At 61.5% G+C, this 19,820-nt stretch carries 20 protein-coding genes and 1 tRNA gene; 7 read left to right on the top strand and 14 right to left on the bottom strand.

Annotated elements, in window-relative coordinates; genetic code table 11:
- The first annotated feature begins 5 nt into the window (after positions 1-5).
- The 4 genes from GRI34_RS09755 to GRI34_RS09740 are packed head-to-tail and all read left to right on the top strand — an operon-like array spanning position 6 to position 2,477.
- A complete protein-coding gene (locus GRI34_RS09755) occupies positions 6-290 on the top strand; it encodes a YggT family protein (protein WP_325065209.1) in 285 nt (94 codons plus the stop codon).
- Complete coding sequence (gene folD, locus GRI34_RS09750; protein WP_090476708.1) at positions 287-1,180, top strand: bifunctional methylenetetrahydrofolate dehydrogenase/methenyltetrahydrofolate cyclohydrolase FolD; 894 nt, start codon at positions 287-289, stop codon at positions 1,178-1,180. The genes GRI34_RS09755 and folD overlap by 4 nt, the downstream gene beginning before the upstream one ends.
- Entirely contained in the window at positions 1,177-1,857 is a 681-nt protein-coding gene (locus tag GRI34_RS09745; protein WP_160595758.1) for a Cif family virulence factor, read from the top strand. The genes folD and GRI34_RS09745 overlap by 4 nt, the downstream gene beginning before the upstream one ends.
- Positions 1,854-2,477: a MarC family protein gene (locus tag GRI34_RS09740; protein WP_160595757.1), complete on the top strand. Its 624-nt coding sequence runs from the start codon at positions 1,854-1,856 to the stop codon at positions 2,475-2,477. Before GRI34_RS09745 ends, GRI34_RS09740 begins: the two co-directional genes overlap by 4 nt.
- Positions 2,478-2,479: 2 nt before the next feature.
- On the opposite strand, the gene GRI34_RS09735 is transcribed toward GRI34_RS09740, so the two are convergent.
- Together GRI34_RS09735 and GRI34_RS09730 are read right to left on the bottom strand one after the other, a co-directional pair.
- Positions 2,480-3,091: an LON peptidase substrate-binding domain-containing protein gene (locus tag GRI34_RS09735; RefSeq protein WP_160595756.1), complete on the bottom strand. Its 612-nt coding sequence runs from the start codon at positions 3,089-3,091 to the stop codon at positions 2,480-2,482.
- A 4-nt stretch (positions 3,092-3,095) separates the two neighbouring features.
- Complete coding sequence (locus GRI34_RS09730) at positions 3,096-4,019, bottom strand: tetratricopeptide repeat protein (protein ID WP_160596480.1); 924 nt, start codon at positions 4,017-4,019, stop codon at positions 3,096-3,098.
- Between the two features lie 197 nt (positions 4,020-4,216).
- Between GRI34_RS09730 and GRI34_RS09725 the strand changes: the two genes are divergently transcribed.
- Positions 4,217-4,291, top strand: a tRNA-Gly gene (locus GRI34_RS09725).
- Positions 4,292-4,402: 111 nt separating this feature from the next.
- Positions 4,403-6,583, top strand: coding sequence for a TonB-dependent receptor (locus tag GRI34_RS09720; protein WP_160595755.1), 2,181 nt, complete (start codon positions 4,403-4,405; stop codon positions 6,581-6,583).
- A gap of 8 nt (positions 6,584-6,591) precedes the next feature.
- On the opposite strand, the gene GRI34_RS09715 is transcribed toward GRI34_RS09720, so the two are convergent.
- The 4 genes from GRI34_RS09715 to GRI34_RS09700 all read right to left on the bottom strand — a co-directional run bounded on the left by GRI34_RS09715 (position 6,592) and on the right by GRI34_RS09700 (position 10,858).
- Complete coding sequence (locus tag GRI34_RS09715) at positions 6,592-7,767, bottom strand: saccharopine dehydrogenase family protein (protein ID WP_160595754.1); 1,176 nt, start codon at positions 7,765-7,767, stop codon at positions 6,592-6,594.
- A gap of 76 nt (positions 7,768-7,843) precedes the next feature.
- Positions 7,844-8,398 carry a dCTP deaminase gene (gene dcd, locus GRI34_RS09710; protein WP_090476695.1) on the bottom strand — a complete coding sequence of 185 codons (555 nt, stop codon included), beginning with the start codon at positions 8,396-8,398 and terminating at the stop codon, positions 7,844-7,846.
- A 79-nt stretch (positions 8,399-8,477) separates the two neighbouring features.
- Positions 8,478-10,430 (bottom strand): hypothetical protein, encoded by a 1,953-nt coding sequence (locus GRI34_RS09705; protein WP_160595753.1) that lies wholly within the window; start codon positions 10,428-10,430, stop codon positions 8,478-8,480.
- A gap of 113 nt (positions 10,431-10,543) precedes the next feature.
- Positions 10,544-10,858 (bottom strand): hypothetical protein, encoded by a 315-nt coding sequence (locus GRI34_RS09700; protein ID WP_160595752.1) that lies wholly within the window; start codon positions 10,856-10,858, stop codon positions 10,544-10,546.
- Positions 10,859-10,963: 105 nt separating this feature from the next.
- Here GRI34_RS09700 and GRI34_RS09695 point away from each other — a divergent pair, with 105 nt between their 5' ends.
- Positions 10,964-12,205 (top strand): glycosyltransferase family 4 protein, encoded by a 1,242-nt coding sequence (locus tag GRI34_RS09695; RefSeq protein WP_160595751.1) that lies wholly within the window; start codon positions 10,964-10,966, stop codon positions 12,203-12,205.
- Here the strand turns inward: GRI34_RS09695 and GRI34_RS09690 are convergent.
- From GRI34_RS09690 to GRI34_RS09655, 8 genes are all read right to left on the bottom strand, one after another.
- Positions 12,202-13,419 carry a WcaI family glycosyltransferase gene (locus tag GRI34_RS09690; protein WP_160595750.1) on the bottom strand — a complete coding sequence of 406 codons (1,218 nt, stop codon included), beginning with the start codon at positions 13,417-13,419 and terminating at the stop codon, positions 12,202-12,204. The genes GRI34_RS09695 and GRI34_RS09690 overlap by 4 nt on opposite strands.
- Positions 13,420-13,427: 8 nt before the next feature.
- On the bottom strand, positions 13,428-14,009 hold the full coding sequence (locus tag GRI34_RS09685; protein ID WP_234028203.1) for a TetR/AcrR family transcriptional regulator: 582 nt from the start codon (positions 14,007-14,009) through the stop codon (positions 13,428-13,430).
- Between the two features lie 133 nt (positions 14,010-14,142).
- Complete coding sequence (locus GRI34_RS09680) at positions 14,143-14,940, bottom strand: DUF1295 domain-containing protein (RefSeq protein WP_160595749.1); 798 nt, start codon at positions 14,938-14,940, stop codon at positions 14,143-14,145.
- Positions 14,933-15,562 (bottom strand): 1-acyl-sn-glycerol-3-phosphate acyltransferase, encoded by a 630-nt coding sequence (locus GRI34_RS09675; protein WP_160595748.1) that lies wholly within the window; start codon positions 15,560-15,562, stop codon positions 14,933-14,935. Before GRI34_RS09675 ends, GRI34_RS09680 begins: the two co-directional genes overlap by 8 nt.
- Before the next feature lie 64 nt (positions 15,563-15,626).
- Positions 15,627-16,397, bottom strand: coding sequence for a hypothetical protein (locus tag GRI34_RS09670; RefSeq protein WP_160595747.1), 771 nt, complete (start codon positions 16,395-16,397; stop codon positions 15,627-15,629).
- Between the two features lie 53 nt (positions 16,398-16,450).
- Positions 16,451-18,061 carry a carboxyl transferase domain-containing protein gene (locus GRI34_RS09665; RefSeq protein WP_160595746.1) on the bottom strand — a complete coding sequence of 537 codons (1,611 nt, stop codon included), beginning with the start codon at positions 18,059-18,061 and terminating at the stop codon, positions 16,451-16,453.
- A complete protein-coding gene (locus tag GRI34_RS09660; RefSeq protein ID WP_234028202.1) occupies positions 18,058-18,429 on the bottom strand; it encodes a hypothetical protein in 372 nt (123 codons plus the stop codon). Before GRI34_RS09660 ends, GRI34_RS09665 begins: the two co-directional genes overlap by 4 nt.
- The gene (locus GRI34_RS09655; RefSeq protein WP_160595744.1) at positions 18,426-19,595 is read right to left on the bottom strand and encodes an isovaleryl-CoA dehydrogenase; all 1,170 of its coding nucleotides are present in this window, start codon (positions 19,593-19,595) and stop codon (positions 18,426-18,428) included. Before GRI34_RS09655 ends, GRI34_RS09660 begins: the two co-directional genes overlap by 4 nt.
- Positions 19,596-19,820: the final 225 nt, after the last annotated feature.

Below are 19,820 nucleotides of genomic sequence, written 5' to 3'. Positions count from 1 at the left end.
CCCTAGTGCTCATCACACTCTACCAGATACTCGAAATGCTCACGAGCGTGTTCGTGATGCTGATCATCATCCAGTTCATCATCGGGCTGCTGTTCGCCTTCAACGTGGTGGGCCGCAACGAATTCCTGATGAGCTTCTACGAAGGCATCAACCGCCTGCTCGATCCGGTGCTCCGCCCGATCCGCAACCTGCTGCCGCAGACAGGGATGATCGACTTCTCGCCCCTGGTGCTCATCATCCTGATGAACGTCATCCTCATCGTCCTCGGGAACATCATCTACTCGCTATGACCGCTGAACGTATCGACGGAAAAGCCTTCGCCGCCCTCCTGAGGGAGCGTGTCGGCGCGCTTGCCGGGCAGTTCGAACAGAAGGCAGGCCGCAAGGCCGGTCTCGCAGTTGTGCTGGTGGGCGAGGATCCTGCCAGCCAGGTCTATGTGCGCTCGAAGCACAAGGCGACGGTGGCCGCGGGCATGGAAAGTTTCGAGCACCGCCTGCCGGTCGACACCAGCGAGGCGGATTTGCTGGCGCTTGTCGAACAGCTAAATGCAGACGATGCGGTCGATGGCATCCTGGTGCAGCTGCCGTTGCCTGATCATCTCGACGAGCAGTCGGTGATCGCATCGATCAGCCCGGACAAGGACGTGGACGGTTTCCACGTGACCAACGCCGGACGGCTTGCCGTGGGGCAGAACGGCTTCGTGCCCTGCACACCGCTTGGCTGCATGATGCTGCTGACCGACCGGCTGGGTGACCTGTCCGGCCTCGAAGCGGTCGTGATCGGCCGTTCGAACATCGTCGGCAAGCCGATGGCGCAGCTCCTGCTCGACGCCAACGCCACCGTGACAATCGCGCACAGCCGGACGAAGGACCTGCCGTCGGTGGTCAAGCGCGCCGATATCGTCGTGGCCGCAGTCGGCCGCGCGGAAATGGTCAAGGCGGAATGGCTCAAGGAAGGCGCGACGGTGATCGACGTCGGTATCAACCGCCTGCCCCCTGCCGAAGGCGAGGAGAAGGGCCGACTGGTCGGCGATGTCGATTATGCGGGCGCCGAAGGCATCGCCGCAGCGATCACGCCTGTTCCGGGCGGTGTGGGTCCGATGACGATCGCGGTCCTCCTGCGCAACACCCTTGTTGCCGCCCACCGCAATGCCGGGCTGGAAGTGCCGCAAAGCCTGTGAGTATGCGCCTCGCCTTGGCTGCCTGTGCGCTGGCGAGCGTCGCGGCCTGCGCTCCGCTGCCGAACCAGCGCGATCGCTATACCCGGTTTCTGACCCCGACAGCAGAGGTGAGCAAGGTAATCGCTACCGAACTCGCCTTCGCCCGCGCCGCGCGTGAGGACGGTCAGTGGACTGCCTTCGACGAATACGCAGCTGACGGCGCACTGATCTTTGGCCCCAACGGTGCGATAGAAGCCAAGCCCTGGCTCAGGTCGCAGGAAAACCCGCCCGAAGCGGTCAGCTGGGAACCGCATCGCGTCTGGTCGAGCTGCGATGGCTCGCTCGCCGTGACGCAGGGTGGTTTCACCGATCCGGACGGCTCGGTCGGGACATTCAACACGGTCTGGCAGAGACAGCGCAATGGCGATTATCGCTATGTGTTCGACTTCGGCTTTCCGCAGGACGAAGCGCCCGTTGCGCCCGACATGATCTCGAGCGCGGTCGCCGTGTGCGACGCCAAGGTCGAAACCGGCGAGCCGGACAGCGCCATTCCGCTTCGCGTTTCGCGTGACGGGACCCTGGCCTGGGGCTTCCAGTCCGTCGGCCAGGGAGAGCGCCACTATGTCGTCTGGCTGGCCGGTGAAGACGGATGGGAGCAGGTCGTGAATAACGCTCTGGCACCGGACGCCGCACAATGACCCAGCTGTTCATCTCGGCCTTCATCACGCTGTTCGTCGTTATCGACCCGCCGGGTTGTGCGCCGATTTATGCAGGTCTCACCAAGGGGGCGACCCCGGCCCAGCGACGGAACATGGCTATCCGTGCCTGTTTCATCGCGGCCATCATCCTCTTGATCTTCGCCCTGTTCGGCGAGGACCTGCTGAGCGCCTTGCATATCGAACTCGACAGTTTCCGCATCGCAGGCGGCTTCATGTTGTTCTGGATCGCGTTCGAGATGGTGTTCGAGAAGCGTACGCAGCGGCGCGAAGACCGTGCGCAGAAAGTCGCTGCAACGCCCGAGGTCGAAGACGTTTCGGTATTTCCCATGGCCATGCCGATGCTGGCCGGTCCCGGCGCGATCGCGGCGATCATGCTGCTGATGAACGAAGCGACGGGGCTGGAGCAGTCGCTCGTGGTACTCGGTGCTCTGGGCGCGGTGCTGTTCATCACCATGCTCGCGCTGGTGGCGGCAGGCCCGCTGATGAAATTCTTCGGCGACCGCGTCGAAGCGGTGATCACGCGCCTGCTCGGCGTGCTGCTCGCGGCATTGGCGGCGCAATATGTGATCGACGGACTGAAGGGCAGTTTCGGAATCTGAGCCTATTGCAGGGTGACGATTTCGTCATCGTCATCGCGCAGAGCGAAGAACTGCATCAGCTGGATCATCAATTCGCAGCGTTCAGCAAGATTGGATGCTTCGAGAAGGGCCTGCTTGGCCGCTGAATCGAAGGGGATGATCTGCGCAACCCCGTTGATCAGGGTTTCGTCATCCAGCCGTTCGACCGAATCCCAATCGACCGTATAACCCTGCATGAGTGCGAAGCGCTTGGCCTCGAATTCGAAGGCAGCACGCTCGACGCTGGACAGCACTTCGTTTTGGGGGTCTTCGATGAATTCCGCCTCGACCTGCCGGAATGCGGTCGTCACGTCGAGTTCGCGCAGGACCCTGAAGCGCGCCTCGCCTTCGAGCACGATGTTGTAGCGGCCATCCTCCAGCGCTTCGACATCGCCGATGCGGCCTACGCAGCCGACCTCGTACAGCGGAGAGTTCTCGCCCGAATTTTGCGGCTGGATCATCGCGATGAGGCGATCCTTCGCCAGCGCACTGCCGACCAGCTCGCGATAGCGCGGCTCGAAAATGTGGAGCGGCAACTGCAGCCCGGGAAACAGGATCGCGCCGGGCAAAGGGAATATGGAGAGTTTGCGGGCCAATAAATTATCCGAACAAGAGACGTGAAAGCTTGCGGCGGGTTTCGACGACCCAAGGGTCTTCCAGCCCGACCGCGCCGAAGATCTCCACCAGCTTGGCGCGTGCGGCGCCTTCGTTCCAATCGCGGTCGGCTTGGACCATTGCGAGCAGTTCCTCGGCCGCAGCGTCGCGCTGTCCGGCCGCGAAGGCGGCTTCGGCGTAGGCGAGGCGCGCATCCATGTCGGCAGGGTCGGACTTGGCCTTGTCCCTGAGGCCCGCAAGTTCGCTGTCGTCCACCTTGTTTCCGGCAAGCTCCAGGGCGCTTGCCGCGACTTCGATCGCGGGATGCTCAGCAAGGGCAGCATTGCCTTTCGCGGCATCGAGCACCTTCTTCGCTTCCTCGATCTGATCCGCCTGCGTGAGCGCGCGGATCAGGCCCGCGTGCGCTTCCGCATTGTCGGGAGCCATTTCCGTCACCTGCGCGAAAATGCCCGCAGCGCGCGGCGCATCGCCTTCGGCCAGGACCTGCTCGCCCATCGCCACGAACTGTTCCACCTGCTGCGCGGCTTGCGCTTGCGGGTCGGCGCCTGCGCCTGCCTGGACGGGGACTTGGGCGAGGATCTGGTCGAGCGTCTGCTTCAGCTGCGATTCGCTGCGCGCGTTGGTAAGGTCGGCAACAGGCTGGCCCTGGAACATAGCGTAGACGATCGGGATCGATTGCACCTGGAACTGCGAGGCGATGAACTGTTCCTTGTCGACGTCGATCTTCTTCAGGACCACGCCCTTGTCGGCATAGTCCGCCGCGACCTTTTCCAGCATGGGTGCCAGGGCTTTGCAGGGGCCACACCAGTCGGCGTAGAAATCCAGGATGACCAGGCTGGTCATCGAAGGCTCGACTACGTCTTTCTTGAATCGCTCGACCGCCTTCTGCTCGTCGATGTTCAACCCCATGCTCGCCACGTGTACCGCCTTTCGATGCTATAAACTGTCAGGCCACCCATGTGGGCCTTCGCTTGCAAATGTGAAGTACCGGGAGGCGCTGCACAAGGGCGGGACAAAAGGTGCATTTTTTCTCTTGCGGGACTCATGCGGCGTTGCTAACTGCGCGCCTCCCCACCGGGCCATGCGGCTCGGTAGAGCGTCAGTGAGCGGGCGTAGCTCAGGGGTAGAGCACAACCTTGCCAAGGTTGGGGTCGGGCGTTCGAATCGCCTCGCCCGCTCCATTTCTCCAAAAATCCGGACTTCGATCGGCGACCTTGCTGTCGTTTGTCGTGTCGCATGCACATTCGGCGGATAACGCTTGAATGACGCGTTTCCGCTGCTATGTGCGCGATATGTTGTATCAAACCAAAGTCGCCAAGCGCGCTCTTTTCGCCTCCCTTTCCACCTTGGCGCTGGTGGCTACAGCCCCGGCCGCTGCGCAGGACACCGATACGCAGCCTGCGGAATCGGAAGATGTGATCGACGATGTCCATGACCGCCGGATGGATTCGCGCAGCGTCATCATCGTCACCGCCGCAGGCCTTCGCCAGTTTGACCTGCTTGCCGGGACCAGCGTTATCGAGGGGGCAACTCTCGATGCCAATCTCGACGGGCAGCTGGGCGAGGTTCTCGCCGATGTGCCGGGCGTCACTGCCACCGGCTTTGCCCCGGGTGCATCGCGGCCGATCCTGCGCGGGTTTTCCGGCGAGCGCGTGAAGGTGCTGGTCGACGGGATCGGCGCTATCGACGTTTCCAATACCTCTGCCGATCACGCGGTTTCGATCGATCCGCTGACTGCCGAAAGTATCGAAGTGCTACGCGGACCGGCAGTCCTTCTCTACGGGAGCCAGGCGATCGGCGGCGCAGTCAATGTGATCGACAAGCGCATCCCACGTCGCGTCCCGAATGAAGCGATACATATCGATGCCATCGTGCGCGCCGATACGGCGAGCGACCTGCGCGAAGCCGGCGCATCGATCGACGTTCCGTTGGGCGGCGGCTTCGTGACACATATCGACGGTTCCTATCGCACCACGAATGATCTGGAAGTGCCGGGCTTCGTCCTTTCCGACAGTCTGCGCTCCGAGCTTCTCGAAGAAGCTGCGGAAGAAGAGGAAGAGGGCGAATTCGAAGAAGCCGAAGAATTGCGTGAAGCTGCCATGGCGAGTGGAACACTCTTCAACAGCGCGACTGAAACCTGGTCAGCCAACGGCGGCTTCGCTTTCTTCCGCGACAATTCGCATCTCGGCGTGTCGGTCGGCGTTTACGACACCTTCTATGGCGTGCCGATCCGCCCCGGAGCCGGGCATCATCATGGCGAAGAGGAAGAGGGCGGCGAAGCTGAACTAGAGGAAGAGGGCCCCGAGACCGTCAATATCGGCCTTCGTCAGTACCGCGCCGATCTGCGCGGAGAAATCGCGCTTGGCGATGGCTTGTTCGAGCGCTTGCGCGTACGGGCAGGTTATTCCGACTATACGCATACAGAGTTCGAGGGTGATGAAGTCGGCACGGTCTTCGACGTGCAGGGCATGGAAGCGCGCGCAGAGCTGATCCAGAACCCGGACGGTCGCTGGCGCGGTTCGCTCGGGCTGCAATATTATTTCCGCGACTTCTTCGCCGAGGGTGAAGAGGCTTATGTCGCCCCGAACCGCACCGAACAGATCTCGTTGTTCGCGCTGCAGGAATATGGCGACGGCCCGATCCAGCTCGAAGGTGCGCTTCGTTATGAAGCGACGAACGTCGACTCGGTGCCGCTAGGCGTAGAACGCGACTTCGACGCATTCTCCGGCGCGATCGGCCTCGCGTATGATGGTCCGCAGGCTTTCCGTGCCGGCGTGAACGTGTCCCGTGTGGCACGCGCGCCGAGTGCCGAAGAACTCTTTTCGAACGGACCACACATCGCGACCCAGCAATTCGAGATCGGCGATGTGGACCTCGGGATCGAGCGTGCGTGGGGCGCGGAAATCTTTGCGCGTGGCCGGCTCGGCGATGTCGAGTTCAGCGTCGCTGCGTTCAAGAACTGGTTCGACGATTATATCTATCTGTCCGAGACCGGCGAGGAGGAAGACGAACTGCCGGTGTTCGAATACCTGCAGCAGGATGCAACATACCAGGGCATCGAAGGCGAGCTGATCTGGCGCTTCCTCGATACGGGTAATTTCGCCCTCACCGCGGACCTGCGGGGCGAACTGGTGGACGCGGAATTGTCCGATGGGTCGAACGTGCCGCGCATCCCGCCGCTCAGCCTGATGGGCGCGCTCGAAGCGTCGACCGGATCGCTCGATCTGCGCGGCGAAGTCGAATGGGTCGATAGCCAGGACGAAATCGCTGCCTTCGAAACCCCGACCGACGGGTTCACCTTTGTGAATGCTATCGCGACGTGGCGCCCGATCGCCGCAGACCCGTCAGTCAGCGTCATCGTGAAGGCCGAAAATATCTTCGATGTGACCGGTCGCCGCCACGCCAGCTTCACGAAGGACTTCGTGCCGATGGCGGGCCGCAACTTCAGCGCCAGCCTGCGGCTGAGCTACTGAGCGAAGGATTACTCCTCCAGGGAGAAGGTGAGAGCGGCATGTTCGCGCAGCCGCTCCACCAGATCCTCGCCCAAGAATGATCCCGGAGTGCCCACGCCGCCTTCGGCCTTGCTTTCGAGCAGGGCCATGCCGGTTTCGCCGAGCATGCGGCTGGTCGAACCATATCCCGGATCGTACTTGCCTTTCACACCGTATTTGATGCGCTTGCCGTCCGGGTATTCCCCCACGAACAAGACGTCGTAAAAGCCGTTTTCGCGCTCTTCCGCACTCGGGCCTTCGCCCGGCTTCGGCGGCTTGGCGCCGAACGGGTTCTTGGCCAGTTCGACCATGGCGTTTGCCGCCGCTTTGCCGGCATCGCCCGGGCTCGTGAGAACCATTTCGTCGTACCGGAAGTCTTCACCATAGGGGTGGCCGCGCAGGAAATTGGTGCGGTGGACATTCTTCGTATTGATCGGCGCCATAACGAACGGAGCGGCCCATTTGCCGATCTCATCTTCGTAACGCGGCACCATGCCCGAAGGCTGGTCAGGCCCATCGAAGCCGGGCGTCAACGCAAAGGGATCGCGCAGCACACTGATGACCTTGGGGTTCTTCATGGCGGCCTTCATCGTGGCGCCGAGGCTGGCTGCAGTGCCACCGGAGAAGGTGCCCTGCATCGCGCGGACACGCCCTTTGACGCGCGGTGCAGGCGCTCCGTGGGCGGCCTTGGCTTCCTTCTGGAGCATCAGCACACCCAGATCGAACGGGATCGAATCGAAGCCGGATGAGAAACAGATGCGCGCGCCGCTGGCTTTTGCTGCATCATGGTGCTTGGCGATCTGCTCCGCCATCCAGGCGGGCTCGCCGCACAGGTCGGCGTAATCGGTGCCGGTCTTGACGCAGGCTTCGACAAGAGCATCGCCATAGAGCTGGTACGGCCCCACTGTGGTGAGCACGACTTTCGTTCGCTTGCACATGGCTTCGAGGCTGGCGGGATCGGATGCATCGGCCACGATCATCGGCGTGGTCGCCGGCGCGCCGATCTCGTCGCGCACTGCGGTTAGCTTGTCTTCGCTGCGCCCTGCCATCGCCCATTTCGGTGCGCCATCGCTATCGCCGTATTCGCGGACGAAATGCTCTGCGACCAGCCGCCCGGTGTAACCCGTGGCGCCATATACGATGATGTCGAATTCGCGATCGGCCATGTCAGTCTCCTCTTTGCGGAGAAGATGTGGGCCGGACGGAGGCCAGAGTCAAAGACGCAGCGTCAGAGCCGCGTGATTACAGGCGCGGAAGGGTCACGCCGCGCTGGCCCATGTATTTGCCTGCCCGGTCCCGGTAGCTCGTTTCGCAGCGCTCGTTCCCTTGCAGGAAAAGGAACTGGCACGCGCCTTCGTTTGCGTAGATCTTTGCAGGCAACGGGGTCGTGTTGGAGAACTCCAGCGTGACGTGGCCTTCCCAGCCCGGCTCCAGCGGGGTGACGTTCACGATGATCCCGCAGCGCGCATAGGTGCTCTTGCCGAGGCAGATTACCAGCACGTCTTCCGGCACACGGAAGTATTCGACCGTGCGTGCAAGGGCGAAGCTGTTGGGCGGGATGATGCAGCAATCGGTTTTCTTGTCGACGAAGCTGTTGGCTGCGAAGTCCTTCGGATCGACGATCGCGCTGTCGATGTTCGTAAAGATCTTGAACTCGTCCGCCACGCGCGCGTCATAACCATAGGACGACAGGCCGTAGCTGATAGTGCCGTCGCGCCGCTGGCTCTCGACGAAAGGCTCGATCATGCCTTCCGAATTAGCCTTTTCGCGGATCCATTTGTCGGAGAGAATCGCCATGCGTCTGTGATTCCCCAAGCGGCTCTTGCGAGCAAGCACGGGAGGGAAATAATCCCCTCCCGTCTGATTTCGGCCAAGCCTAGGCGGCGGAGAAGAACCCGTTCTCTTCCCAGCGCTGGAGCTCGCGATTGTAGACGAACTCGATCCAGTCGTAGGCGTCTGCCAGGTTGCGCGTCGCGCGGACCGCGAAGGCTGGTGAGGCACCTTTTTCGAAGCGCAATGTGCCTGTCGCGCCATCCTTGGTGATGCGGATACGTTGCCCGTCGGCATAGCCGTGCTGCGCACCGCCTAGTGGGGTGCGGGCGAGGGTCATGTCGGCGATGATCGCGCTTTCCAGCCCGATCGACATGAGCGGGGCGGTGACGAGGATCTCTCCCGAACCGCTGAAGGTTGCCGGACGATACCAGCCCCTTGCCCAATAGCTCGAACTCGCAGTTTCCTTTGCCATCGTGACGAGTGGCATGGAAAGCGGGGTGTCCCCGCCATTGGGTACGCGCCCCGAAGCGAATTCTCCTTCGGCATGGATCGCGCAGGAGTGGTCGATGTAACCGTTCCAGAGGACACCGAGCCACTGGCGTTGTGCGAATTGCGCTTCGCGCGTCCGGCGTTGCTTCAAAGTGATGGCCAGGTTTGCCGGCGGCAATTGGTAAGTTCCGGCCGGTGCGCCGCTGACTTGCTCGGTCAGGGACGCCACACCGTCGATGGTCAGAGCGTGGATCGATTGCTTGCGGTCGAGAACGGCCTCTATGTCCAGGTCCACATCACGCAGGGCCTGGCCTGCCCAGCCGGGCAGCCCGATCGGCGAGTCCACTGCGCGGATACTGCCTCCAACCCAGCTGAAGAAGCGCAGCCAGCCGATATTCCTGAATTCACATTGATCGAGACGGGTGAGCGGGGGAGGCAATTGGTCGTCGCGGGTGGGCCAGAGGAAATTATGCTCGAGGGTATCGGTTGCTCCGCTTCCCAGGCCCATGTGGTCGCAATCGTGCCAGATACAGTTGCGATAGATCGCGCGAGATTTCCCGACGTCTTCCTGTGCCTGAAAGCAGTCACCGAAACTGCAATCGGATGCGACGATGTCGACATTGCATCCGGGATTGAAGGCGCTGCCATTGGTGGTGGCGAAGCGGCACCTTTCGAGGACCACCTTGTCGGCCATATCGAGCGCGCCGCCGAGATAGAATATCTCGCCCTTCCAGCCGATCATATCGGTGTCCGTGCAGACGATCTCGCCCACAAAGCAGTCTTGCACCCACAGCGCCTTGTCGGTGATGTCCCAGCCGTCTCCGGTCAGGATGTCGGCTGGCCACGCATAGGCTCTCGTATGGTGGCGGCCACCCTCGAGGACCAGACGGTCCAGTTCGAGGCGGCCGATCGTTTTTTCTCCGGAGACCGGGTCCTCGACATCGCCCTGAAGGAAGAGGCCGCCGCCGCGCCAGACGGCAAGCGCGGGATCGTCGGACGCCGTCGGTACGAGCTGCCAGCCGGTCTCCGGGTCCTCGCCGTCGAGACCGCGAAATTCGAGCACCGAGCGATCGGCCGCTTTCCCTTTCAAGGCGACGGAGCGGCGAACTACGAGAGGGTGCCCGTCCTCTGCCCGCGTTTCGGTTGCGGGCGATACGCGTAGCGGACAGTCGATCCTGTAGCGGGACGAATAGAATGCTACTGTGGCCGCCTCTACAGCTGCCGCATAGTCTAGCGCCGCCTGGATCGCTTGCTGGTCGTTGGTAGTCCCGTCTCCCAAGGCGCCTGCCTGCTCGACGGCAATCTCGGCTGAGGCAGGGAGAATACGAAAGATCCGCCCATTGAAGGTGCGCGCAGTGCATGCGGGATGTATGGAATGAAACGCCGGGGTGCAGAGGTCGTCGGAAATATAGGTAGCAGCGCCCTTTCCGGCCTCTGCGTAGCCGCTCGTTTCAACCCGATCGACATCAAGCGGGACAGACCGCTTTTCGAGATCAGTGAAAAGGCCGGGAAGACACTGCGACGCGCGATTTGCAAGGCCCAACGGGACCATCGAGAGCGCGCTCATTGCGACACCCGGTATTCCAGCGATCCTGAACTGATCATGCAATCCAGCCAGAGGGAGGCACCCTCTTCACTTTCCTGCCAAACCGGTTCGCATGCCGGGCCGAAGAAGGCTCCTCACGGCGAACCTGCGACCGTCAGCGGATGGAGGGTCTCGCCGCCGTCTGTTGAACGCGCGACCTGCACCGAGCCTTCGAAGTCGCCCGAGAGCGTACAATAAACCACTGCATTCAGCGCAGGCTCGAACGGGCCGACAATTGTCGATATCGAGGTCGTTCCGACAAAGGCAGCAGGGACATCGGCGGGAGCAACGCGTGTCGGCAGCGGACGAATGCCTGAAACGACTGAGCAATTACCGTCTTCGTCTTCGATACCGAACGCGACGACCGGGGCGAAACCGCCCGGTGCCTGGATAGGGGGAGGCTGGCTCATGATTATGGTTTCTCCAAGTGATTGTAGAAACCATATCGGTTATAATTGGGGCGGGATGTAGGAAAACGGTTTTTCCGGAAGGGCTTTGGCTTCAAGCACGCACTCATGACAGTAGCCGTGTTTCATCCGGGCATGCAGCACAGCAGGCAGACAGCGCTTGCGCTGCAGCAACTCGGCAGGCTGGCTTTCTTGGCCACCGGCGTCTTCGACCATGAAGCAAGCGCGTGGCGGCGAGCGGGATCGTATCCACCTGCCGCTTTGCGGCGGCGCATCGATGCGGAGTTCGGCCGCTTTTCGACACCGGGCCTCGATCCGTCGCTTGTACGAGCATTCCCGCAATACGAGCTGCCTGAGCGGATGCTGTCGCGGATAGGCCTCGATGCCATGGCCCAGTTGTTCGACCGGATTGCCAATGATCGTTTCGGGAAAGTTGTCGCCCGCCTCGCCCAAGACGAAGGAGCGCGCGTGCTGTGGGGCTATGACAATTCTTCACTAACGGCTTTCCGAGATGCTCGAAGCGCGTCAGCGACGAAGATCCTCGACCGCACGATTGCCGATTGGCGGGAATGGAACCAACAGGTCGCCAAAATCGAAGACACGCATGGCGATTGGCTCCACCCTTCGCTCCGACGGGCACCCGATTGGCTCATCCGGCGCGGCGAAGAGGAGTTCGAGGCCGCGGATTATATCCTGTGCGCGAGTGAATTCGTGAGCGAAACGATAAAGCGTCACTCATCTGCCGAGCGCATCGAGGACAAGATCCGCCACCTTCCATACTGCTTCGATTCTCGAATGTACGGTTCGCTTCCAAGCCCCATGCCGCCTGTAGCCGACAAGCCCGTCCGCTTCCTGTTCGCTGGCCAGCTTTCCGCGCGAAAAGGAATACAGCACGTCCTTGAAGCGGTAAGCGCGCTGCCTCCCGAATTGGCAAGTCTCACCTGTGTGGGCCCTAACCTTGTGCCCAATGCGCTGTTGAGCGGATTTTCTGATCGGGTGCGTTTTCTTGGCGCCGTGCCCCGCGCAGAGATGCCCGCCATCATGGTCCAGCACGATGTCCTAGTCCTGCCGAGCTATTTTGAAGGGTCGGCCATCGTCCTATTGGAAGCGATGGCCGCGGGCCTCGCCGTCATTGCGACCCCGCAAGCCGGCCTGGGCCCGACTGCCAGGAGCGGCATCTGCATTGATCGGCCGGACAGCGAACTTCTGGCCGCAGCAATGATCGACATTGCACAGGACAAAGAGAGGCTGCTGGAAATGCGGCGGGCTGCACAGATGGAGGCCCAACGCTACGATAGTGTGGCCTACCGCTCGAATATCGAGGCGCTGCTCAACGGCATGGTCGGTTAGGCCAGAAGCTCTTCCATAACCGCTTCGAAGGCGTCGACTACACCCTCCTGGGACCATCTCAACCGCGCAATTTCAACTGCGCGTTCGCCCATCGCTGCGCACGCATCGGGATCGTCCGCAAGGCGTTCGATCGCCCAGCCCAAAGCCCGCGCATCGCCGGGTGGGACGATAGCTCCGGCCCCGTCGAGCTCGAGCGCGAGGCCGGAATCTCGCGTGGTTGTGGCAACGGTCGGCCTGCCTGAGGCGAGAATATTGCCAAGCTTGGAAGGGAGCATGAGATCTTTCGCTCCGCTGACCTGCGGAAGGATGTGCAAGTCGGCAAGCCGCAAGAGGTCGCCGACATCTTCGCTTGGCTGGAGGGAATGGAAGGTGACGTTCGGCAGGCCCTCCGCAAGACCTTCCAGTCTTTGGCGATTGGGGCCGTCTCCGCAGATCACGAACTGGATGTCCGGCCTTTCGGACGAGCGCTGCGCAGCCTCTATGACGATGTCGAGGCCCTGCTTATTCGCAATGTTTCCGGAATAGAGCGCGAGGAACTTCCCCTCCAAGTCCCACTCGTTCCGAAAATCTCTCCGACCGTTCGCGTTGCCATGGTTGGCCCAGTTTCTTAGCTCGCGCACCCGATCCGGCTGCACACCCTTGTCGACCAGTAGCTGCTGCATCGGCCCGCTGATGGTGGACACGACATCGGCCGAGACCAGGGTTCGTTTTTCAAACTTCAGAGCAGCGTCACCGACTGCCCCCTTGCCAAGCAGTCCGGTGGCAATCGCAGCGCCAACTTCGAAATCCTGGACATGAAGCCACAAAGGCGCGTTCGAGCGTTTCGCAATTCGTGCTGCAACCGGAACCGCAACAAGCGAAGGCGCGACCGTAAAGATCAGATCGGGCTGCAATTGCCTGCGCGCCATGCGAGCGGCGGGATAGAAGCTGCTTGCGAAGCTCAGATGGTGCGCAAGCCTGCGCTTGCCCGTAGGATTTCCGGGGATGTAATGTGGGCAGCGAGTGACCGTCACGCCTGCTTCTACCGAATTCTTCCAGCGGCCACGAAAGAAGGAATGCATCTTCCATTCGGGGTAATAGGGTTGGCCGACCACAGCGTGAACCCGATGTCCCCGAGCGGCAAGTGCGTTCATCAGGCCTGTGCTGTATGGCCCGATCCCAATTGGTTCAGGCGCGTAATTCAGACCGATAAAGAGGATGCGTCTCTGGACCATGCCGGGGTTCACGCCGGCCGGAGCGCTTTCAAGCCTGACGCCCCGCCATCCGTTGCGGAAAGACCGGCGAACATCGTGTCCACGATTGCCGCGAGCTTGTCTTCGGCCAGCCGGTCATTGATGGTGATCAGCAGGTCAGGCATCGTGTAGCACATCAGCATCTGGTTTATCAGCGTGAGCGCGCGGTCGATCTCAAGGCCCGGGAAAAAGCCGTCTGCCTGTGCTTCGGCGATAAGTTCGCAAAGGTAATGATCCGCCAGATCCACGTAGGATCTCACTTGCTCGAAACGGCGGGCGCCGAGATCGCATAGAACTGCGAATGCCGCCGGATCACGCCGAAACTCCTCGCGATTGCGCCGGAACCGCCGGGCATAGAATTCGTGAAACTTGCGATTGATGGGAAGGTCGCTTCCCAAGACCTCTTCCATGATCTCGACGTGAGGTTCGAACCAGAGTTCCGTGACCGCGTCGAACAGGTCGGCGTCCGTCGGAAAAACGGCCTCCACCCTTGCAACCGAAATGCCTGCCTCTGCCGCCAACTGAGCGACGGAGATTTCGGTGCCGCGTCGGACCGTGAGGTCCAAAGCCATCAAGGCGAACTTCCTTCGCTCGGACGGATGCGTAGAAGAAGACACGCTCAGGACCAATCAACGCTACTCATGGAAGGAGATTAGGGATGCTCCACAAGCTATTCCAGAGCAGAATCTGGATTTTTCCGCCTCGTCACCCGCTCGATTTGGGAGGGAGCGGAATGAATGAAGAGGTCCGGCGCTTGTATTCCTTATAGCCGGGCCGCGAATGCTTCATGCCCTTTTCAAGCAGCGCGGCACCCGACCATTTGATGAGCGTGAAGGTGAGGAAAAGCGGCCCCGCAATCGTCCAGAGTGCGATTTCCCAGCTTGCGCTCGCGGTCACAAGCCAGATCCCCCACCATGCACAGGCGTCGCCAAAATAGTTGGGATGGCGAGTATAGCGCCACAGGCCCTGGTCCATGACCTCGCCCTTGTTGGCGGGATCGGATTTGAATTTCGCCAGCTGCCAGTCGCCAACCCACTCGAAGAATATCCCTACGAGATACAGTGCCAGTCCGACCCATGCGAGACCGGCAATCGGAGCGGGTTCGCTGTTGGTCAGGATACCGAGCTGAGCGGGCGAGCAGACGAGAAACAGGAGTACCGCCTGCCCAAGCCAGATCTTGGTGAGCGCGGCGATTGCAAAACGCCCTTTCTCGCGGTCCTTCCGCAGCATCCGCTCATACCGCTTGTCCTGCCCTTCCGCGCGCCAGCGCCGGAAGAGGTAGATGCCGAGCCGCAATCCCCATGCAGCGACCATCACCAGAAGGAGGGTTGCCAGATCGCCGGATTCGGCAAGTTGGAGCCAGCTGGTCAGTGCCATCAGTGCCATGCCGGCACCCCAGAACGCATCGATGAAGGACACATCGTCGATCTGGACCGAGATGACCCAAAGAATCAGGACCACGCCGATCAAAATCGCTGCATTGGCCAGCAGTGCGTCAAGCATTGGTTTTCTCCTCCTCGATCAGGCGCAGGGCCTGGGCCTCCAGTACCTTGTAACGCTCGTAATCGGGGCGTTTGGAACGCATGAAACGTGCGATTTCGAGCAAGGTTTCGCCATAGCTATCAGTCGGGACGATAGCCGGCCCGAAGCCCAGCACCATGTCCTCATTGCAAACCCATGCCGGCACGATGGGTACGTTGGCAGCGCGCGCGATGTTGTAGAAGCCCGATTTCCACTCGCCGTTCGAGCTACGCGTGCCTTCTGCGGCAATCACGAGCGCAAGATGATCGCGCTGTTCGAATTCGGCGGCGACCTGCTCGACTACATTGCTGCGTTTCGTCCGGTCGATGGGAATGCCGCCCATGTCGAACATGAAGTTGCGCATGATTCCCTGGAACAGGGTATGTTTCCCCATAAAGTTGGGCTCAACACCCTCTTCGGCGGTGGCTCCGACAAAGAACACGAAGTCCCAGTTCGAGGTGTGCGGAGCGCCCGCGATGACGAACTTCTCGATATTCGGCAGGTGCCCGTCGAGCTCCCAGCCCTTGAAGCGGTATAGCGCCATGATGATCCGGCGCACGATGCGCGACAGGATCGAGCGCTTGCGGCTCGTTCTTTCCGACATGTTCTCTCCTGCGAGCCTGCCTAACAGATGTTAGGCAGATTGCGATAGCGATTGGGCACGCGACTCACTGCCATTCCAGTTCCGGGAATTTTCGCGCTCCGTATAGGTAGGCACAGAATAGCTGTTTGACCTCTTCGATCTGGAACGTCGCATCGGATCGAGAACCAATCCTTCGAGCATTGCGCGGCCAATCGTCGCCGACATTGCGCCATTCGATCGAATAGCCGAATGCGGACGCAGCCGTTTGCAGGAACTCTGTCTCGCTTCTGCTCAGGATTACGTGGGTCTCATGCCCATCGTGCATCGCATCGAGGGCAGCGGTCAGCTCTTCGATAGTCACGTTCTCGATAGTGCGCGTCCCAGACACCTCCATGGCCATTCGCCTGGGCTCGCCAGTGGGCCGCGCAAGCGTCAGGGGCTCGGGGCTCTCCTGCGGTTCGAATTCCATCCGCAGCAGACTGACAATCGCATTATGCTCGTTGTTGTTCCGTCTCAGGAGCCAGGCGGCCAGCGCGAGGGCCAGGATCGAGACCAGAAGGATCGGGACCGCGCCCATCGCATAGAGTTCGCCCGTCACCATCCCGACAGCTGCCCAAATGGCGGCGACCGCCGGGACAAGGAGAAGCGCCAGGGCAGCCTGAATGAGAATGGTGATGCCACTGATGCGAGCCGCCCATCCGTCACGCCGGATCAGGGCCACCAGTTCGAAAGTGTGATAGAGAGACAAGCCGGACCAGATACAGACCAGCCGACCGAGAACGAAGCCTCTGGGGCCCGGCTTTGGATCGAACCATGGTTGCAGCAGCGCCCGTATTCGTTGGCGTGTCTCGGCCACATTCGTGGCCGACCGGATCACAAAGCGAACTGACACCGTACGCTATGCCGGTCTTACATCCTGAAGACGCCGAATTGCGGCTTCTCGGGGATCGGCGCCTCCAGCGTCGCCGCAAATGCGAGACCCAATACATCGCGGGTCTGGGCAGGGTCGATCACGCCGTCGTCCCACAGGCGCGCGGTGGCGTAATAGGGGTTGCCCTCGTCCTCGTATTTCTGGCGGATCGGGGCCTTGAAATCCTCGGCCTGTTCCTCGGTCCAGCTGTCGGCGTCGCGGTGAACTGTGGCGAGGACGCTGGCGGCCTGCTCGCCGCCCATGACCGAAATGCGCGCATTGGGCCAAGTGAAGAGGAAGCGCGGGCTATAGGCGCGGCCACACATGCCGTAATTTCCTGCGCCGAAGCTGCCGCCAATGACCACGGTGACCTTGGGGACGGTCGCGGTGGCGACGGCGGTCACCAGTTTCGCGCCATGCTTGGCAATGCCTTCCGCCTCGTATTTGCCGCCAACCATGAAGCCGGAGATGTTCTGCAGGAACAGCAGCGGGATGCGGCGTTGCTGCGCAAGCTCGATGAAATGCGCACCCTTCTGCGCGCTTTCCGAAAACAGCACGCCGTTATTGGCGAGGATCGCCACCGGCATGCCCCAGATGTGGGCGAAGCCGCAGACCAGCGTGCTGCCGTAATGCTGCTTGAACTCGTGGAATTCGCTCCCGTCGACCAGGCGGGCGATGACTTCGTGTACATCATAGGGCGCGCGCACATCGTCGGGGACGATGGCGTAGAGATCTTCCGCATCGAACTTGGGCGCACGCGGCTCTTTCAGTTCGATTGCCTTCGCCGCAGCATGGTTGTCGCCGAGATGTGACACGATGTCGCGCACGATGGTGAGTGCGTGCTCGTCGTTCTCGGCAAGATGATCGACCACACCCGATTTCTTCGCATGGAGATCGCCGCCGCCAAGGTCCTCGGCGCTGATTTCCTCGCCCGTCGCGGCCTTCACCAGCGGCGGTCCGGCAAGGAAGATCGTGCCCTGGTTGCGCACGATCACCGTCTCGTCCGACATGGCGGGCACATAGGCGCCGCCCGCAGTGCAGCTGCCCATGACGCAGGCGATCTGCGGAATTCCGAGTGCACTCATGTTCGCCTGGTTGAAGAAGATGCGCCCGAAGTGGTCGCGGTCGGGAAAAACCTCGGCCTGGTGCGGCAGGTTCGCCCCGCCGCTGTCGACGAGGTAGATGCAGGGAAGTCGGTTCTCCTGCGCGATCTCCTGCGCGCGCAGGTGCTTCTTGACCGTCATCGGGTAATAGGTGCCGCCTTTCACCGTGGCATCGTTGCACACGATCATCACCTGCCGCCCCGAAACGCGGCCGATACCCGCGATCATCCCCGCGCCGTTGATCTCGTCCTTACCATACATGCCATTGGCAGCGAGCTGGCCGATTTCGAGGAAGGGACTGCCCGGATCGAGCAGGCGTTCCACCCGCTCGCGCGGGAGCAATTTACCGCGACCGACATGGCGTTCCCGGCTGCCCTCCGAACCGCCGAGCGCGGCGGCGGCGACGGTGGATCGCAGGTCTGCCGCGAGCGACTTGTTATGCTCGAAACGCGCCTTGGCATCGGGTGCCTCGCGGTCGAGCGTGGACGTGAGTACAGGTGCGGTCATTCAGTTGGTTTCCACATGATGCTCGTGGCAAGGCCGACGAGCGAGACGACAAATGCAATTCCGATCAGCGCGGTCAGCACTCCTAGGTCGAAATTGCCGGAATTGGAGGAGGCGGGATCGAACACTTTCCCGAAGAAACTGCCATAAAGCATTCCAGCGCAAGCCCCCCATCCTGCAACGAAGATCGCCCAGCGAGTCAGCGTCGGTTTCGCCATGAGGATAGCGCCCAAGAGCAGCAGCCCGCCCATAAAGAAGTCGTCGAGAACGAACATTAACGGCCGTCCGACGCCCCAACTTCGGATCACTTCACCAATCATTAGCGAGAGCGCCAGCCCTGCGCCGAGAAAGCGAAGTAGGCCGAGCCTCACCCCGCCGCCCCGATAAGTTCACGCCCGATCAGCATGCGGCGGATTTCGTTCGTGCCCGCGCCGATGTCGAGCAGCTTGGCGTCGCGCATGTAGCGTTCTACCGGCCAGTCAAGCGTGTAGCCGGCGCCGCCCAGCGCCTGGACGCTTTCGGCGGCCACGCGGAAGGCGTTTTCCGATGCCAGCAAGATCGCGCCTGCCGCATCGAACCGGGTCGTTTTTTCCGCATCGCAGCTCTTGGCCACAGCATAGGTGTATGCACGCGCAGATTGCAGCGCGACATACATGTCCGCGACCTTGGCCTGCATGAGCTGGAAGCTGCCGATGGGCTTGCCGAACTGGGTACGCTCGCGAAGGTAGGGGATGACCGTGTCGAGGCAGGCCTGCATCACGCCCAGCTGCAATCCGGCAAGCACGACACGCTCGTAATCGAGGCCGCTCATCAGAACGCCGACGCCGCCGTTTTCGGGGCCCATGACGTTCTCTTCGGGAACGAAGCAATCGTCGAACACCAGCTCTGCCGTGGGCGAACCCCGCATGCCGACCTTCTCGATCTTCTGGCCGATCGAGAAACCGTCGAAATCCTTCTCGATCAGGAAGGTCGTGATGCCGCGACTGGCGGCCTCGGGCGCAGTCTTGGCGTAGACCACCAGCGTGTCCGCATAGGGCGCGTTGGTGATCCAGAACTTGGTGCCGTTGAGGACATAGCCGCCATCGACCTTCTCGGCCTTGGCTTTCATAGATACGACGTCCGACCCGGCGCTCGCCTCGCTCATGGCCAGGCTTCCGACATGTTCGCCGCTGATCAGCTTCGGGAGATACTTGGCCTTCTGCGCCTCATTGCCCCAGCGCGCGATCTGGTTGACGCACAGGTTCGAGTGCGCGCCATAGCTAAGGCCGATGCTGGCGCTGGCACGGCTGACTTCCTCGACCGCGATCACATGTTCCAGATAACCGAGGCCCAGGCCGCCATCCGCTTCCGGCACGGTGATGCCGTGGAGGCCGAGCTCGCCCATCGCGGGCCACAGTTCCGCCTTGGGGAACCAGTCTTCGCGGTCCACTTTCTCGGCGAGCGGGGCGATCTGTTCGTCGGCGAAGCGACCCACGCTTTCGCGGATCATCTCTGCGCTCTCGCCAAGCTGGAAATCGAAGTCGGGGGTGGCGCGCATGGTATCTCCTGGTTGCCCTTAAAGGCAGTCTCTCTCTGCTCGGCGCGATAGCGAAGCTTTGTTGTCCGGGCAAACCCAAGCGGGTAAACTCAATGGCGATCACGCTAAATTCTTGAAAATCAGACGGATAGCTCTAAACCAGCGGCGCATGAAAAGGGACGATGCAATAGACTGGCCTCAGGGAAGGGGCCCAAATCCTGCGTTTTGCAGCGAGGATGAGCGTCT

This window comes from Qipengyuania aquimaris (genome assembly GCF_009827445.1).
In the GTDB taxonomy this organism is placed as follows: domain Bacteria; phylum Pseudomonadota; class Alphaproteobacteria; order Sphingomonadales; family Sphingomonadaceae; genus Qipengyuania; species Qipengyuania aquimaris.
Note: the sequence above shows the minus strand (reverse complement) of the source record. Positions and strands in the feature narration are given on the sequence as shown.

Coding starts and splice junctions, on each gene's coding strand:
- GRI34_RS09655 (WP_160595744.1), bottom strand. CDS start 19,595: ATGCGCGCCACCCCCGACTTCGATTTCCAGCTTGGCGAGAGCGCAGAG.
- GRI34_RS09740 (WP_160595757.1), top strand. CDS start 1,854: ATGACCCAGCTGTTCATCTCGGCCTTCATCACGCTGTTCGTCGTTATC.
- GRI34_RS09720 (WP_160595755.1), top strand. CDS start 4,403: ATGTTGTATCAAACCAAAGTCGCCAAGCGCGCTCTTTTCGCCTCCCTT.
- GRI34_RS09685 (WP_234028203.1), bottom strand. CDS start 14,009: ATGGCTTTGGACCTCACGGTCCGACGCGGCACCGAAATCTCCGTCGCT.
- GRI34_RS09680 (WP_160595749.1), bottom strand. CDS start 14,940: ATGCTTGACGCACTGCTGGCCAATGCAGCGATTTTGATCGGCGTGGTC.
- dcd (WP_090476695.1), bottom strand. CDS start 8,398: ATGGCGATTCTCTCCGACAAATGGATCCGCGAAAAGGCTAATTCGGAA.
- GRI34_RS09700 (WP_160595752.1), bottom strand. CDS start 10,858: ATGAGCCAGCCTCCCCCTATCCAGGCACCGGGCGGTTTCGCCCCGGTC.
- GRI34_RS09730 (WP_160596480.1), bottom strand. CDS start 4,019: ATGGGGTTGAACATCGACGAGCAGAAGGCGGTCGAGCGATTCAAGAAA.
- GRI34_RS09665 (WP_160595746.1), bottom strand. CDS start 18,061: ATGACCGCACCTGTACTCACGTCCACGCTCGACCGCGAGGCACCCGAT.
- GRI34_RS09705 (WP_160595753.1), bottom strand. CDS start 10,430: ATGAGCGCGCTCTCGATGGTCCCGTTGGGCCTTGCAAATCGCGCGTCG.
- GRI34_RS09695 (WP_160595751.1), top strand. CDS start 10,964: ATGACAGTAGCCGTGTTTCATCCGGGCATGCAGCACAGCAGGCAGACA.
- GRI34_RS09690 (WP_160595750.1), bottom strand. CDS start 13,419: ATGGTCCAGAGACGCATCCTCTTTATCGGTCTGAATTACGCGCCTGAA.
- GRI34_RS09715 (WP_160595754.1), bottom strand. CDS start 7,767: ATGGCCGATCGCGAATTCGACATCATCGTATATGGCGCCACGGGTTAC.
- folD (WP_090476708.1), top strand. CDS start 287: ATGACCGCTGAACGTATCGACGGAAAAGCCTTCGCCGCCCTCCTGAGG.
- GRI34_RS09675 (WP_160595748.1), bottom strand. CDS start 15,562: ATGTCGGAAAGAACGAGCCGCAAGCGCTCGATCCTGTCGCGCATCGTG.